We start from the raw sequence: 15,843 nt of genomic DNA on the forward strand, positions 1-15,843 counted from the left end.
CAACTGGCAGGGGTTCGTGATTTATCTTCTATCTTATGGAAGAAACTAGAACCAAGGATTGGACTCAACCTGTTGGTTTTCGTTTAGCTTTGATATCCGCCTTATTGTATCCATTATGAGTTTATTCGGTTTATTTTCGAAAGAGAAAAAGGAGAACCTAGACAAGGGTCTAGAGAAATCTAAAGAGAATTTTTTTGATAAACTGGGCAAAGCAGTTGCCGGTCGATCTACTGTCGATATGGAGGTGCTGGACGAACTCGAAGAGGTCCTCATTACCTCTGATGTAGGGGTAGATACGACAGTCAAAATCATCGATCGAATCGAGGCTAGAGTAGCCAAAGACAAATACCTCAATACGAGCCAACTCAATGTGATCTTGCGAGAAGAGATTGCTGCTCTCCTCGAAGAGAGTAATACTACGGATGGGACAGATTTTTCCATTCCTGAGGACAAGACTCCCTATGTACTTCTGGTAGTTGGAGTCAATGGTGTGGGCAAAACCACGACGATAGGCAAGCTATCGGCACAGTTTAAGAAGGCGGGAAAGAGTGTGGTCCTAGGTGCCGCCGATACGTTTCGTGCAGCAGCTGTAGATCAGCTGATCTTGTGGGGAGACCGAGTCGGGGTGCCTGTTGTGTCTCATGGAATGAATACCGACCCTTCGGCGGTCGCATTTGATGCGGTCAAGAAAGCCGTAGATGAGCAAGCAGACATCGTGATCATTGATACGGCAGGTCGTCTGCATACCAAAGTCAATCTCATGAACGAGCTGACTAAGATCAAGAAAGTAATTCAGAAATTCATCCCAGATGCTCCGCATGAGATTATGTTGGTGCTAGATGGTAGTACAGGGCAGAATGCCTTTCTACAAGCTCAGGAGTTCACTAAGGCAACAGATGTCAGTGCACTAGCGATCACCAAGCTCGATGGGACGGCCAAAGGTGGAGTAGTCATCGGTATCTCTGACCAATTTAAAATCCCTGTCAAATACATCGGCGTAGGTGAGGGGATCGATGACTTACAGGTTTTCAATAAAGTGGAGTTTGTCAATTCATTTTTTGATAAAGTACAATAGCATGTCCGTTTAGGTTATATAATATGACGTCAAGTTGAAAGGCTGCTTTGGTTGGGTATATGTCTAACCAAGGCAGCTTTTTTGTTTTTTTGAGGAGATGAAGTGCGAGGGCCAAAGTCTTGGTTTTGAGATGGTTTTTTAGGATCGAGACTGCCGCATTACTTTTTGTTCAGATTAGATTTACTACTTCTACCAAACCTTGAATACAATGAAATATCAATATGTTCTTTTTCTGCTTGTAGCGATTGTTGCTGTCCGTTGTGTATCGAGTGACGATGCCTCCGAACAAACGGTGGGTGATTTCGATACATCTACGATTCAGGAAGTTGTAGATAGCCACAATAGATATAGAAAGGCAGTGGGGGTTGCAAATTTAGTATGGTCGGACGAAGTAGCTGCTTCTGCCCAAGAATGGGCAAACCACCTTGGAGATAATTGTAGTTTCAGTCATTCTAATAGTAGCTATGGTGAAAACATATGGAAGGGTACAGCTGGAGCTTTTGCACCGACGGATGTGGTAGACTCTTGGGGATCCGAAGAGACAGACTACAGTGCGATGGATCATACTTGTGCTACAGGGGCTGTTTGCGGACACTATACTCAAATCGTGTGGAAGAATACTACCAAGGTAGGGTGTGGGACAACCACTTGTGATGGACAAGAAATATGGGTCTGCCAATACGACCCTGCGGGTAACGTTACAGGGCAGAGTCCTTTCTGATTCTTATATTGAGAAGGATGGATAAGTTGATATGAAATGTGCTGCTTATTTCCATTCATGCACAGTTGATGATTAAGTAGTAAAAGATATTGAGCAAGTTGTTTCGATTCACCAAGGACGAATGATATCTTGTATGGGAATAAGATTAAATAGTAATCTTATGTTAAAGGAAAATACTACTTGGAAGAATCTCCCATGAAAGAAGAAATTGGTTTAGTAGCAGACGATGGATGGCTCAAGCCTTACGAATCGGATATAGAGCAACGTCATCAGTTTTATCAAGATAGGCTTGCGTCCCTTGAGGCAGTGTCGGGATCATTGCGGGAGTTTGCTTCTGCGGATGCTTATTTTGGGCTTAACTATGACCGCAAGGCCAAAGGCTGGTGGTACCGAGAGTGGGCACCTGCTGCAGATGGCTTGTCACTCATTGGCGAGTTCAATGGTTGGGATGCAGAGCTGCACCCCCTCACCCAAAACGAGCAAGGAGTTTGGGGGGTATTCGTAGCGGATGACTCAGAGCACCCACTGAGACATGGTGATTTGATCAAGGTCAAGGTGCAGAACGGTTTTGAAGATCGAGATAGAATCCCAGCCTATATTAAGCGGACGGTGCAAGATCCAGAGACCTATGACTTCAAAGCGCAGGTGTGGGCACCGGAAAAGACATTTAGATGGACTGACAAGAAGTTCGATCCTAAGGTGATTTCCAACCCTGTGATCTATGAGTGCCATGTAGGAATGGCACAGGAGAAAGAGGGGGTAGGCACTTATAGAGAATTTGCTGATGAGGTGCTCCCAAGAGTGGGTAAGCTGGGGTACAACTGTCTACAAATGATGGCGGTGCAGGAGCACCCCTATTATGGTTCGTTTGGGTATCATGTGTCTAACTTTTTTGCTCCTAGCTCGCGATTTGGGACTCCAGATGATCTCAAATACCTTATCAACAAGGCGCATGGTATGGGGATTGCTGTGGTGATGGATGCGGTGTATTCGCATGCGGTTAAAAACATCGCAGAGGGGCTCAACAACTTTGATGGTTCGGAGCACCAATATTTTCATCCCGGCGGACGAGGTTATCATACCGGATGGGATTCTAAGCTTTTTGATTATTCCAAAGATGAAGTGCTGCAGTTTTTGTTGTCCAGTGTACGCTACTGGATAGAGGAGTTTCATTTTGATGGTTTTCGCTTCGATGGGGTGACCTCTATGCTCTATCATCATCATGGTGAAGGGGTGGCGTTTGATCATTACGACAAGTATTTTAAGGAAATGGTGGATTGGGATGCAATCTGTTTTTTGCAATTAGCGAATGCATTGACGCATGAACTGAAGCCAGGTGCGATCACTATAGCTGAAGATATGAGCGGTATGCCAGGCATGTGTCGTGCCATAGAGGATGGAGGGATAGGTTTTGACTATCGCTTAGGGATGGGGATTCCAGATTACTGGATCAAGACACTCAAGCACAAGGCAGATGAGGAGTGGGACATTCATGAAATGTGGAATGTGCTAACCAATCGTCGATACAAAGAAAAGACAATAGCCTATGCAGAGTCACATGATCAAGCCCTAGTGGGAGACAAGACGTTGGCATTTTGGCTGATGGACAAAGAGATGTACTGGCATATGACTAAGGAGGATACAGATCCAGTAATTGATCGAGGGGTGGCATTGCACAAGATGTTGCGACTCTTCACGGCTGCTCTGGGAGGAGAAGGGTATTTGACATTTATTGGCAATGAGTTTGGGCACCCCGAGTGGATTGATTTTCCGAGAGAGGGCAATGGCTGGAGCTACAAGTATGCCAGACGTCAGTGGTCACTAGTGGATAATCCAGACCTGAAGTATCAATATCTCAATGCATTTGATAGAGAGATGATTCATCTGCTCAAAGAGAAAGAAGTGCTATCTGCGTTTCCAGCACAACAGCTCAATATGGATGAAGACAATAAGGTTGTTATTTTTGAGCGTAACAATTTGCTTTTTGTATTCAATTTTAGTGTGAGTCGTTCGGTGGCTGATTATAGGTTTTATGCTCACAGAGAAGGAGCCTTCAAGCTTTTGTTGGACAGTGATGCTGCAGCTTTTGGAGGACATTCGCGATGCGATGCAAGTGTCATACATCAGACGGTTCTCCTGGACGGACAGCTTCAATTGAGTCTGTATACACCTTGTCGCTCGGCACAAGTGTATGGGGTTGTCAAATAGGCTAGTTAGAATGGGTGGGCGTCAGGATGGTCATTTGTTGGTTCTGGTTCGGATTTCCATGTCGTTTAGGATATTGAGGTAGGAATTGTAGAAATCATAGGGGATCACGTGTTTGTTTTCGTCCTTGGACATTTGTAGAATGTAAGCCAGGTGGCCCAGTCGTTTCCAATCATTGATCAGCGATTCATTTTTAGTCTGCACGATTGCTTTTTCCAACTTGTAGTACTCCTTGGTGGCCCTGTTTTGGAGGCTATTGGAGTGTAGAGATTCGGTATCGAGCCCTCGATTGCTGCCCATGACGGGAGATTTGATGTGGTAGGGAGTGAGTGATGGTTCAGTTTGAGCATGCTCCTTCAGAGGTAGAATCTCAGCTTTGGTTTTGGCTTTGTGGACAATACTTTGGACTCCTCCATAGTGTGTGAGTTGGCTTGAGTCAAACTGTATGAAATGGCTGGTTCGCTCTGGAAGGGAGAATAGTGCCGTCCCTCCATCTGTATCCAGCAAGTATACATTCAGGTCAGGATGCTCTGGAGCATGAAAGATCCGTCTGTTTTTGTCCTTCCATAGATACCAGTCAATCGTGCCGGCGAAAATCCCCCGGTAGCCATGTTGGTAGACCCTGTCAGTGATTTCTTTGCAATATAAGTTTTCGGTGTTGTAAAAATGCATGGCTTTGTATCCCAATAGGGTTGCATACAATCGCTGATGCAGTACTATCTCTCGGTCAAAATGTGTGCTTGAGTAGATCGAAGCAAGGCTATGATGATAAGTGCCACCCAGTAGTTCCAAGTGATTGGAGGCGAGTGCTGCCTTGATTTGTTTGATCATGGCAGGGTCATTTTTTTGAAGCATCTCCAAAAAGGTCCCAGAAAAATAGACCGCCAGTGGAGTGGATTTGGTCAGGCAGAGTGCTAGTATGTTTTTGAGCTCGACCTTGATTGTTGATTCATATGCCACCATGTACTCCTGATCAGAGAGTTGTTGGTTGTAGTACTTTTTGTTTTGACCTATGTCAAACAAAGAGTACGGGGTGACCGCAGGGGCAAAGTCAAAAGTGAGTATGATCGAAAGTGTTTTGTTCATTGTGCAGTAGCCTCAATGATACGCAATATATTTTGGTTGGCTTGCTCCCATGATAGTCCTGCCAGGAGAGCTTTGTTTTCGCTAGCGATGTGATGGGCTACTTTTTCGTTTTTCAGTAGGGAAACAATGTGTTTGGCGAAGAGTTCGGTGTTGTCAAATTCAGCGGTGAGCGCATTGGTCAGTACTTCAGAAGCACCGGAGTGTTTGGAGAGGACCATGGGGATTTTGGCGCCAGCCGCTTCCATAGCAGTGAGCCCAAAGGGCTCGGATACCGAAGGCATACAGTAGATGTCCGCCATGGCGTATGTTTTGAGCAGGTCGGGTTCTTGGAGATAGCCTGTGATGTGAAATCTAGCCGCCACGGTGGAGTGGGCACCCGCTTCGATGAGCGGCTTGTAGAGGTCTCCCTCCCCTGCCATGACAAACCGGCTATTGGGGTATTCTTCGTAGACTTTTTCGGCAATTTCCAGGAATTTTGTAGGGCCTTTTTGGCCCGTGAGTCTTCCGACAAATAGAATGATTTTTTCTTTGAACGGACTTTTGTGTTCGGGGTATTTTTTTGGTGAATACCCGTTGTGGACGACTTGGATTTTGTCTCCATCTATGCCGTAGATGGTTTCGATGATGCTTTTGGAATAATGGCTGACACAGATGACTTGGTCTGCGACCTGCAGTGCTTCTTTTTCTAAATCGAAAACCCATGAGCTCAAGTTGCCGCAGTTGCGATCATAGTCCAGTGAGTGGATATGTACTACGAGAGGTTTGTCGAGTTTAGCTTTGATGTCAATCGCTGCTCTGAACGTGATCCAATCATGGGCATAGATGACGTCAAAATTGACCTTGTCCGCTGCAGCACTGATTTGCTTCGAAAAGTCATCATGCTGACCCTGTAGAGGGTGAGCTGTTGGTTGAGGGGCAGTACGTGTGGCATTTTGATCACTCCAGTAGGGAGAGATGATGGATTCGATGTTGATCTTGGACATCTCTGCGATCACACTGAAGTCGTCAAAGTCTGCTATGTCGACTTTTTGTTTGGAGAGAGAGAGGTTGTTTTCGATATCAGTGAGGGCTTCCATGTCATTGGGCTGGATGAGTGTCAGTTGACAATGGCGCGAGAGAAATTGCTCGATTTCGTGTGCAGCGATCCCTAGGCCGCTATTTTTGGAACTGGGTTCGCCAGGGCCAAGCATCAATATTCGTGTTTTTTCCATAGGTCGGTAGATTTGTGGTTTTTACTCTGTACAGTAAGGAAAGTTCCATTGACCGGTAGGAGGTCTATGGAACTCATTCATATGTGGTCAGATCTGATCGAAATCTAACTCCATATCATCATGGTGCGGTCATACGGATAGGATACAGTTGGACTCGTTGGATACCTGGTTGTTGACGAATCCATCTGCTTCTTCATCGTTGATCCAAGTCGTGCCATCAACCAAGTATCTAAATTGATATTCTTTGTCCTTTGGCAGTTCAAGGACCAATTTGAAATCTCCGCTCTTCATTTTTTTGAGAGGGTGTGAGCTGAGACTCCAGTTGTTGAAGTCTCCGGATAACGAGATGTTTTCTGCGCCAGGCACGTTTTTTTTGTCAATCGACCAGGTGATTTTGCAGACATCTTTTGATTTGAAAAACTGTTTCTTGATACTCATGTGGGTGGATTTAGTTTATTAATATTTCATTGAAATTTTTCGGTAATTTGACTTGGATCACTTGACCGACGCTTTCAGCTTCGAGGATGAGCTCTTGGCCATCGACGAGGATAGACGAAGGCATTCCGTCCAGTCCATGAAACTTGCCTAGGTAGTTGCTATATTCCGTGGCATACTGTCCTTCGCAACTTTGCTTGACTTTCCATTTGAGATCGTCCGTTTGCTGAGAGACATAGGTTTTGTGGAGGTATTGACCGTCCTTGTGCTCCATGCCATCACCACGATCCTCATATATTTCAGATGTGGTATCGATGTACGGCTTGTAGAAGTTGAGCGTCAACTCTTCGATCACAAATTCTCCGACGTATTGCATGACAGGTTGCTCTGGAATGATGGAGCCCGCCCTAACGAAAAGAGGGATTTGATTCAGTGGTGCATCTACTTTGATTTCACGCTGGCCTTCTTCGAGTTGGTCTGTCCAGTAGTTGTACCATACGCCTTTTGGCAAATACATGAGTCGGCTTGTCGCTTTCTCTTCTGATATCGGGCAAATCAGCAGGTGCTCCCCGAGCAAAAATTCTTCTTCGCGGTAGAATGTTTCTGGGTCGATGTGCGCTTCCATATGTAGCGAGCGGAGCATGGGTAGTCCAGTCGTACTGTACTGCCAAAATACCGTATAGATGTAGGGCAAGATGCGGTAGCGCATCTCGATGAATGTACGCACGATATCGACATACTGTTGGTCAAACTTCCAAGGTTCCTTGTCTCCGTGATCACCCGAGGAGTGTGTTCTGAAAAACGGATGGAATACGGCCATTTGTATCCAGCGGGTGAACAGCTCGCCGTTAGGAGAGCCGATGAATCCACCGACATCAGAGCCTGCAAAAGACACTCCTGATGCACTCAGTCGTTGGCATTGGATGTTGGCGAGCTTGAGTTGTTCCCAGCTAGCCGAGTTGTCACCTGTCCATACCGAAGCGTATCGCTGCACGCCAGCATAGGCTGATCGCGTGATGGTGAAGGCTCGTTTGTTGTCGAGGTAGCGCTGCTGCCCCTCACAGGTCGCCTGTGCCATGAGAGAACCGTAGACGTTGTGCGCCTTGCGGTGACTGCATGGGTGTCCGTCATAGTCAAACCGTACATCATTTGGGAAGGTCCCATCTTCAAATGTCGCTGGTTCGTTCATGTCGTTCCACACGCCATCTACCCCGTCGTTGACCAAGCCCTCATAGAGTGTACCCCACCATTTGCGCGTGCGCTTTTTGGTGAAGTCTGGGAAGTGACACGGGCCGGGCCATACGCTGGCTTTGAGAAGTGCCCCATCCATGCGTTTACAAAAGTGGTCGCCTTTGCGTCCTTGTTCGTATACCTTGTACCCTTTGTCAATCTTGATCCCAGGATCGATGATGACAATGGTTTTGAAGCCATCCTGTTTCAGGTCGGCAATCATTTTGTGAGGTTTGGGAAATTTCTTTTTGTCCCATGTGAAGCAGCGAAATCCGTCCATGTAGTCTATGTCCAAGTGGATGACATCACAAGGGATCTTTCTGCTTCTGAATTCTTCGGCGAGTTTTCGTACGACCGACTCTGGGTAATAACTCCATTTGCTCTGGTGGTAGCCGAGCGCCCATTTTGGGGGGAGCTGTGGTTTACCTGTGAGTTGCGTGTATTTTCGGGTGACGTCTAGGAGTTTGGGTCCATAGATGAAGTAGTAGCGCATCTCTCCTCCTTGTGCCCAAAAACTGGATACGCTATCTCGCTCTTTGCCAAAATCAAAATAGCTTCTGAAGGTGTTATCCATAAAGATGCCATAGCCGACTTGGCTATGTTGACCTAGATAAAAAGGGATGTTTTTGTAGACTGGGTCAGTGTCATTGCCATAGCCGTAGCAGTCTGTGCCCCAGAGCTGACGCTTGGTTCCGATCAGGTTGAGTTTGCCAGTTTTGTCTCCCAAACCATAAAATTTCTCTCCTTTGTGGAGCACTTTCGTGCAAATGTTGATCGTGCCACCGTGGTATTTGTGTTCTTGCCAGTGGTAGCCTTTTTCATCTTGGTGTATGACTGTGCCATCTAGATTAGTGATTTTGACAGACAGTGACTCTTTGGATACATAGCAGCGCAGGATAGCCGTCTTGATGACGAAACTGGCTTTGAGCTCTTCGAATTTATATTCTGTGAGAGGCGGCTCGTAATTGGGATCGATAGCATAGGAGAAGTCATCTTCGAAATAGCCGTCGTTCCCGTGTCGGAATTTGAGGATGTCTTGATCGATGATAGTGATCTCTAGTGAGGCATGCTGACCATGTATGATGAAGGCGTGCCCTTTCTTTTCCCAAGAGACATATTTTCCTGCAAAAAACTCCTCAACTCCCTTGTTTTGAAAGTTTTCAATGTAGTTGCCCGAAAAATCTTGTCCTTCGTTTCCTGATGTGGTTTCGGCTGTAGTCCCTTCCATTTCTATAATGTTTTAATAGGTGTAAATATACCTTTTCTATGAGTCTGTGTGAGAGGTGTGGTATACATCTAGATTAAGTCTTTGTGAATTTTTCTACCCCTATTTGTTCTTTGCTAAACTCATGTTAAAGTTGAATATAAATACAGTTTATCTATCACGATTTTTGAAAAAAGTATGTGAGGCGTGGGTGACAATTTGAATTATATCATGTAAGACTGTCATTTGTGTGATTAAACACTGCGTTTTGTTAGGCAAAAAATAAATAAACGGTAGGTATAGAAATTTGTAAACCAAAAATTCATGGGGCCCCACAAGACTTATTATCTTTCAAATCTTAAAAGATCAACATGACTGTGAAGAAAAAGAAGCCGAAGGTATTGGATAGAGAAGGTAAGTTCCTTGCCGAAGTAGCTTGGGAAGTTTGTAATCAGGTGGGAGGGATATATACGGTGATTCGCTCCAAGGTCCCTGTCATGGTCAAAAATTGGGGAGACAACTATGTGTTGCTCGGTCCCAATATCCACCCCAACGTCAGTTCCGATTTTGAATCCTGTGTATCTGCAGATAATTCTATCGCACAAGTCGTGAGAGAAATGAGGGATGAACTCGGCTGGGATGTACAATTTGGTACGTGGCTCGTATCTGGACGGCCACAGACGGTGCTTTTCAACCCAGGTAGTGTGATGGGGGAATTGGGCAACATCAAGTACTATTATTGGCAAAACCATCACATCGATTTTTCTAGCCACGATCCTTTGATGGATCAAGTGATGGCTTTGGGGTATATGGTCCATGAGTTTTTGTCAAGGTATGCTCGTGTCTGCTTGGAGGAGGGGATGGAGATGCTGGCGCACTTTCATGAGTGGATGGCTGGGACGTGTATCCCTGATATTCGCAGAGAACAGATCCCTATCAAGACAGTTTTTACGACGCATGCGACGCTACTGGGGAGGTACTTGGCGATGAATGATCCTTATTTCTACGATCATCTACCCTACCTCAACTGGGAGACTGAGGCACGAAATTTCAATGTCGATACCATTGCACGTATCGAACGGGCCTGTGCGCACGGAGCTAATGTACTCACCACGGTCAGTGAAGTGACAGCCAAAGAATGTGTGCACTTGCTGGGGAGGAGCCCTGATGCGATTTTGCCGAATGGCCTCAATATCGAACGGTTCTCGGTACTGCACGAGGTACAAAACCTTCATCATCAATACAAAGAACAAATCAATCACTTTGTGATGGGACATTTTTTTCAGTCCTATACATTCGACTTGGGCAAAGTGATGTATTTTTTTACTTCAGGGCGGTTTGAGTACAAAAACAAGGGGTATGACTTGACTCTGGAAGCTTTGGCTCGGCTCAATCACAAGATGAAGGAGCAGAACATTGACATGACTATTGTGATGTTTTTCGTGACGAAGCAGCCTTTTCATAGCATCAATCAAGAAGTGTTGACTTCTCGTGCGATGCTGGAGGAAATAGATCACAACTGTGATGCGATCATGGAGCAGGTCAAAGAGCGCCTATTTGAGTCGGCAGCAGTCAATTCAGATCACCGATTGCCTGAGCTCAACGAACTCGTAGATGATTATTGGAAGCTTCGCTACCGTAGGACCATTCAATCTTGGAAGACAGATAGGTTGCCTAGTGTTGTGACCCATAATTTGATCAACGATGGGGAGGATCAGATATTGACGTTTTTGCGTGGTGCCAATTTGCTCAACTATGAGAGTGACAAAGTGAAAATCGTGTATCACCCAGATTTCATTTCTTCGACCAATCCCTTGTTTGGGATGGAATACGGTCAGTTTGTAAGAGGGTGTCACATGGGGATATTTCCGAGCTACTATGAGCCGTGGGGGTATACGCCAGTAGAGTGTCTCGCCAGAGGAGTGTCTGCAGTGACGTCCGACTTGTCTGGGTTTGGGGATTATGTCAAAAACCTAGAAATCGGAGATGAGAGTCATGGAATATACATGATCGAACGGGCCAATCAGGATTTTTATTCAGCAGCTGAGGAACTGTCGGAGAAGTTGCTTGCCTATACTAAAAGTAACAGTAGAGCCCGGACACAAACAAGAAACAAAGCGGAGGATCTTTCGGAAGAGTTTGATTGGAAGAATTTGATCAAGCACTACGAAGCGGCATATGCGATTGCCTGTGAGAAATTCCCTATAGAAAACTAACGTACACCTAATTAACAGTATTATCAAAAGATGTTTAACGACAAGGATAGAAGATTTATCGAGGAGAGAGGGAGCGATATCGCTCTAGTAGACGAACAAATTGCCAATTTCAAAAAAGGGTTTCCATTTTTGGATATCAATAGGGCAGCCTCAATAGGAGAGGGAGTGATCAAGCTCACCGAAGAGCAGATTACGACTATGACCAGATGCTATGAAGAGGTTCAGCGTAGCAAGAAGGTGCTCAAGTTTGTACCTGCTTCGGGAGCAGCTACGCGGATGTTCAAGGACCTGTTTGCTTTTTTGGAGGACCATGATATGGCGGGCAATTCGGCCGCTCAGCAGTTCATCAGAGAACTAGAAGGGTTTGCATTTTATGAGGAACTCTCTGCCCAATTTAGAGATATTGATGACGTAGCTCCTGAAGTCATCGTAGACAGGTTGTTGTCAGATCAGGGGATGGAGTATGGCTCTTTGCCCAAAGCTCTGTTGACATTTCATGCCTATGAGGACGGTGCACGGACTCCCCTCGAAGAACATCTCGTAGAAGGCGCCAATTATGCCCAGTCTGGAGAAGGTGATGTACATCTCCACTTTACGGTTTCTCCTCAGCATTTGCCAAAGTTTGAAGCACTCGTAGACAAAGTTCGTGAGGTATATGAGTCCACGTACCATGTGCGTTTCGATATTAGTTTTTCGCAGCAAAAAAAGTCGACGGATACTATCGCCGTAGATCTGAACAACGAGCCATTTCGCGAAGAGGACGGCAGTTTGCTTTTCAGGCCAGCAGGCCATGGAGCATTACTCGAAAACCTCAATGACCTAAATGCCGATGTGATTTTTATCAAAAACATAGACAATGTGGTGCCAGATCGTTTGAAAGGAGATACTTATACGTATAAGAAAGCTTTGGCAGGGCTGTTGGTCACTTATCAGAAAGAGGTCTTTGAGGTGTTGTCAGGAGAGGTTTCGGATCCTGACGAGGTGGCGGTTCGTTTTGAGAGAGAGTACTTTTTGAAAATGAGCGAAGGGTTTGCTGCCAAATCTACTAAGGACAAGGTGAGTGAACTGAGAGACAAGCTTAATCGACCGATTCGTGTCTGTGGAATGGTCAAAAATACAGGTGAGCCAGGCGGAGGCCCGTTTTGGGTAAGTGCAGCGGATGGGAGTGCGTCGTTGCAGATTGCAGAGACTGCACAGATTGATTTAGATGATCCGCAGAAAGCAGAGATGCTCAAGGGGTCGACGCATTTCAATCCAGTGGATTTGATCTGTGCGACCAAGGATTATCAAGGAAACAAATTTGACCTGCTGGCCTATCGAGACGACAATACAGGTTTTGTCACTGCCAAGTCCAAAAACGGTCGTGATCTCAAGGCAATGGAGCTGCCAGGGTTATGGAATGGAGCGATGGCCTATTGGAATACCCTTTTTGTGGAGGTGCCGATTTCGACCTTCAACCCGGTCAAAACGGTCAATGATTTGCTCAAAGATACACATCAGTGAGATTTAACAATTTTTAACTCGGAGAGAATGGCCTTCCATAATCTTTGCGAATAGTGGAGATATCGGGGATTGGATGCGTTTTGCGTAGGCCATCGCCTACGTGAATAGGCACAAGTAGACCGAATTGGGCGATGGGAGTAGGGGAGACTATTTTATAAATACGTCAAGTCTTTTAGATTTGTCTAGTTGAGAATCAAATGCGAATAGCTAAGAAATGGAAATAAGCGCTGGTACTGAAGAAAAAAAGGAGCTGCAAAATAAAGTAAAGCAGGTTTATGATGAGGTTGGCAAGGTTGTCGTTGGACAGCAATACATGGTCAACCGTTTGATGATTGGCTTGTTTACCCAAGGGCATATTTTGCTCGAAGGGGTGCCGGGTCTTGCCAAGACTTTGACTGTCAATACGCTGGCCAATGTTCTCCACTTGGATTTTAAGCGGATACAGTTTACCCCAGATTTGCTTCCTGCTGATTTGATTGGAACAATGATTTACAATCAGAAGGCATCTAATTTTGAAGTGAAGAAAGGGCCTATTTTTGCCAATCTGATTTTGGCGGATGAGGTCAATCGATCTCCAGCCAAGGTGCAGTCGGCACTACTAGAGGCGATGCAAGAGAAGCAAGTGACGATCGGAGAGACTACTTTTCATCTGGATCGTCCGTTTCTAGTGTTGGCTACTCAAAACCCCGTTGACCAAGAAGGGACCTATCCACTACCAGAGGCACAGGTAGATCGATTCATGATGAAAGTACATGTCGACTACCCAAGCAAGGAGGACGAGTTGGAAATCATGCGTCGTATGTCCAACATGAGTTTCAAAGAAGAAGTGAAAACAGTACTTACCAAAGAAAATGTTTTTGCGATTCGAAAGGCAATCAATGAGGTGAATCTTTCTGAGTCACTGGAAAAGTACATCATTGAGTTGATTTTTGCCACACGAGACCCAAAATCCTACGGGATGACAGAGGAGGCGAACTACATTCAGTTTGGTGCCTCGCCGAGGGCTTCTATCAATTTGAACTTGGCAGCCAAAGCGGTTGCTTTCTTGGATGGGAGGGATTTTGTTCTGCCCGAAGACATCAAAGAAGTGGCTCCTGATGTACTCAATCATCGAATCATCCTCAACTACGAAGCAGAGGCAGATGGCGTCACGACCCATCAGGTGATCGAGACACTACTACAAAAAGTCAATGTCAATCGATAAAACGTAGCTACAGAGAGTGAAGCAATCGCTTTCATGGAATCAAACAGCGAAGCGCCCCAATGGAGGCGCTTTTTTTGTGGCCACTTCATAAATCCTTAACACAGGTAAAGAAGCCGTCATAATGGATTGCCCTTCTTTAACATAAACATAACTACTACTTGCCGTCTTCTGTGCGTGTCATGAATCAGCTTTGCGAAACAAAATTGAAACGATACAAACAGAATAATTTAAAATTAAAACAATGAAAAAGTTATTATCACTTTTAATGATGGGGGGAGCAATGGTTTCCATGATTTCATGTTCTGAAGATGACGGTGGATCAACTGAATTGACTCCAGAAGAAAAGCAAGAGATGGTATTGATGGAATCTCAAAATGCAGTGGATGAAAAGGCTACACCAGATGCTTCTGCTACAGGTGCTTCTGACGTGTCTGTTTTTGAAGATTGGACATTGACATTCACCGAAGATCAACTTGACGGGGGTAGCCGTACGACTGCTGCTCCAGAAGTGGAAGTAACTGCAAATATTTCTGCGGATACGGAATGGACTGCTGACAATGTATATGTGTTGAAAGCAAGAGTTACAGTATTGGATGGTGCTACTTTGACTATCGAAGCTGGGACTGTCATCAAAGGAGACGCTTCTTTGACAGGTGCTAACGCTGCAGTGTTGATGATCGCAAAAGGCGGTAAAATCATGGCAGAAGGTACTGCTGATGCGCCAATCATCATGACATCTACAGACGATGATATCGAGCCAGGTCAATTGGCAGGTACTACCCTAGATCAAGACGATAAAGGCAAATGGGGAGGTCTTGTTCTCCTAGGAAAAGCGCCTGTAAGTGCTAAAACAGACAACCCACAAATCGAAGGAGTGGATGCTTCTGATACCAACGGTCAGTACGGTGGAGATGATGCCAATGACAACTCTGGAGTGTTGAAGTATGTGTCTATCAGACATGGTGGTGCTCAAATCGCTGAAGGTAGTGAAATCAACGGATTAACTCTCGGTGGTGTAGGTGCTGGAACTTCTATCAGCTATGTAGAGGTCTATGGAAACTCTGATGACGGGGTTGAGTTCTTCGGAGGTACAGTAGACGTGTCAAACGTATTGGTATATGCAGTAGGTGATGACGGACTGGATGTAGATCAGTCATACGCTGGTACAGTAGACAACTTCGTAGTATATGTAGATGAAAACTCTGACGAAGGGTTGGAAATCGACGGTAGAGAAGGTGCTATGGATGATACTTTCGTATTGAAGAACGGGTCTATCCTATCAATCGCTGGAGCTTCTACTACTGCTGATTTCAAGTCTAAGGCAAAAGGATCTGTGACTAACGTAGTATTCGAGAACGGCAAAGTGAAGCTTTCTGCTTCTTTCGATGCTGAGACTCCTGATTACGATGAAGAAGAAGATGCAGCTTATAACGTAGCAGCAGGTACATTGATCTTCTCAAAAGTGAATACTACTGAGTTCGAGGCATACACTACTAGCTTCGAAGAGTAAGAATATTAAAGTTCATTTTCTGAATTAGAAAGGCGCTCGTGCATTAGCATGGCGCCTTTCGTTGTTAGAATGGATGATGAGAATGTAAGCGATGGGAAACAATAGCCATACTACCCTTGGGGTACACTTGTTAACTCAATACTGTTTCAATATTATCTAAATGTTATTCAATCTGAATGAGTACCTGTATTCGTAAATAATTGATAAACTACAAAACTGATTCTCAGAGGGCTGTCCATCTAA

Annotated in this window: 11 protein-coding genes; 7 read left to right on the forward strand and 4 right to left on the reverse strand. The window is 45.2% G+C overall.

What is annotated here, in order from left to right; all coding sequences use genetic code 11:
• Nucleotides 1-115: 115 nt before the first annotated feature.
• The 3 genes from ftsY (at nt 116) to BFP72_RS01425 (ending at nt 4,004) form a co-directional block, all read left to right on the forward strand.
• The gene (gene ftsY, locus BFP72_RS01415; RefSeq protein ID WP_099597403.1) at nt 116-1,075 is read left to right on the forward strand and encodes a signal recognition particle-docking protein FtsY; all 960 of its coding nucleotides are present in this window, start codon (nt 116-118) and stop codon (nt 1,073-1,075) included.
• A 208-nt stretch (nt 1,076-1,283) separates the two neighbouring features.
• Complete coding sequence (locus BFP72_RS01420) at nt 1,284-1,796, forward strand: CAP domain-containing protein (protein ID WP_099597404.1); 513 nt, start codon at nt 1,284-1,286, stop codon at nt 1,794-1,796.
• 195 nt (nt 1,797-1,991) lie between these two features.
• Nucleotides 1,992-4,004, forward strand: coding sequence for an alpha-amylase family glycosyl hydrolase (locus BFP72_RS01425; protein WP_099597405.1), 2,013 nt, complete (start codon nt 1,992-1,994; stop codon nt 4,002-4,004).
• Between the two features lie 30 nt (nt 4,005-4,034).
• Here the strand turns inward: BFP72_RS01425 and BFP72_RS01430 are convergent, their stop codons facing one another.
• From BFP72_RS01430 to BFP72_RS01445, 4 genes are all read right to left on the reverse strand, one after another.
• Nucleotides 4,035-5,087 (reverse strand): hypothetical protein, encoded by a 1,053-nt coding sequence (locus BFP72_RS01430; RefSeq protein ID WP_099597406.1) that lies wholly within the window; start codon nt 5,085-5,087, stop codon nt 4,035-4,037.
• A complete protein-coding gene (locus BFP72_RS01435; protein ID WP_099597407.1) occupies nt 5,084-6,298 on the reverse strand; it encodes a glycosyltransferase family 4 protein in 1,215 nt (404 codons plus the stop codon). Before BFP72_RS01435 ends, BFP72_RS01430 begins: the two co-directional genes overlap by 4 nt.
• A 129-nt stretch (nt 6,299-6,427) precedes the next feature.
• On the reverse strand, nt 6,428-6,736 hold the full coding sequence (locus tag BFP72_RS01440) for an isoamylase early set domain-containing protein (protein WP_099597408.1): 309 nt from the start codon (nt 6,734-6,736) through the stop codon (nt 6,428-6,430).
• 10 nt (nt 6,737-6,746) lie between these two features.
• A complete protein-coding gene (locus tag BFP72_RS01445) occupies nt 6,747-9,191 on the reverse strand; it encodes a glycoside hydrolase family 31 protein (RefSeq protein ID WP_099597409.1) in 2,445 nt (814 codons plus the stop codon).
• Nucleotides 9,192-9,538: 347 nt separating this feature from the next.
• Here BFP72_RS01445 and BFP72_RS01450 point away from each other — a divergent pair, with 347 nt between their 5' ends.
• The 4 genes from BFP72_RS01450 (at nt 9,539) to BFP72_RS01465 (ending at nt 15,600) form a co-directional block, all read left to right on the forward strand.
• Nucleotides 9,539-11,383, forward strand: a complete 1,845-nt coding sequence (locus tag BFP72_RS01450; RefSeq protein ID WP_099597410.1) for a glycosyltransferase — start codon at nt 9,539-9,541, stop codon at nt 11,381-11,383.
• A gap of 30 nt (nt 11,384-11,413) precedes the next feature.
• Nucleotides 11,414-12,886, forward strand: a complete 1,473-nt coding sequence (locus BFP72_RS01455) for a DUF4301 family protein (RefSeq protein WP_099597411.1) — start codon at nt 11,414-11,416, stop codon at nt 12,884-12,886.
• Between the two features lie 214 nt (nt 12,887-13,100).
• Entirely contained in the window at nt 13,101-14,090 is a 990-nt protein-coding gene (locus BFP72_RS01460; RefSeq protein ID WP_099597412.1) for a MoxR family ATPase, read from the forward strand.
• A 241-nt stretch (nt 14,091-14,331) separates the two neighbouring features.
• On the forward strand, nt 14,332-15,600 hold the full coding sequence (locus BFP72_RS01465) for a hypothetical protein (protein ID WP_143519898.1): 1,269 nt from the start codon (nt 14,332-14,334) through the stop codon (nt 15,598-15,600).
• Nucleotides 15,601-15,843: the final 243 nt, after the last annotated feature.

The organism is Reichenbachiella sp. 5M10 (genome assembly GCF_002742335.1).
GTDB lineage: Bacteria > Bacteroidota > Bacteroidia > Cytophagales > Cyclobacteriaceae > Reichenbachiella.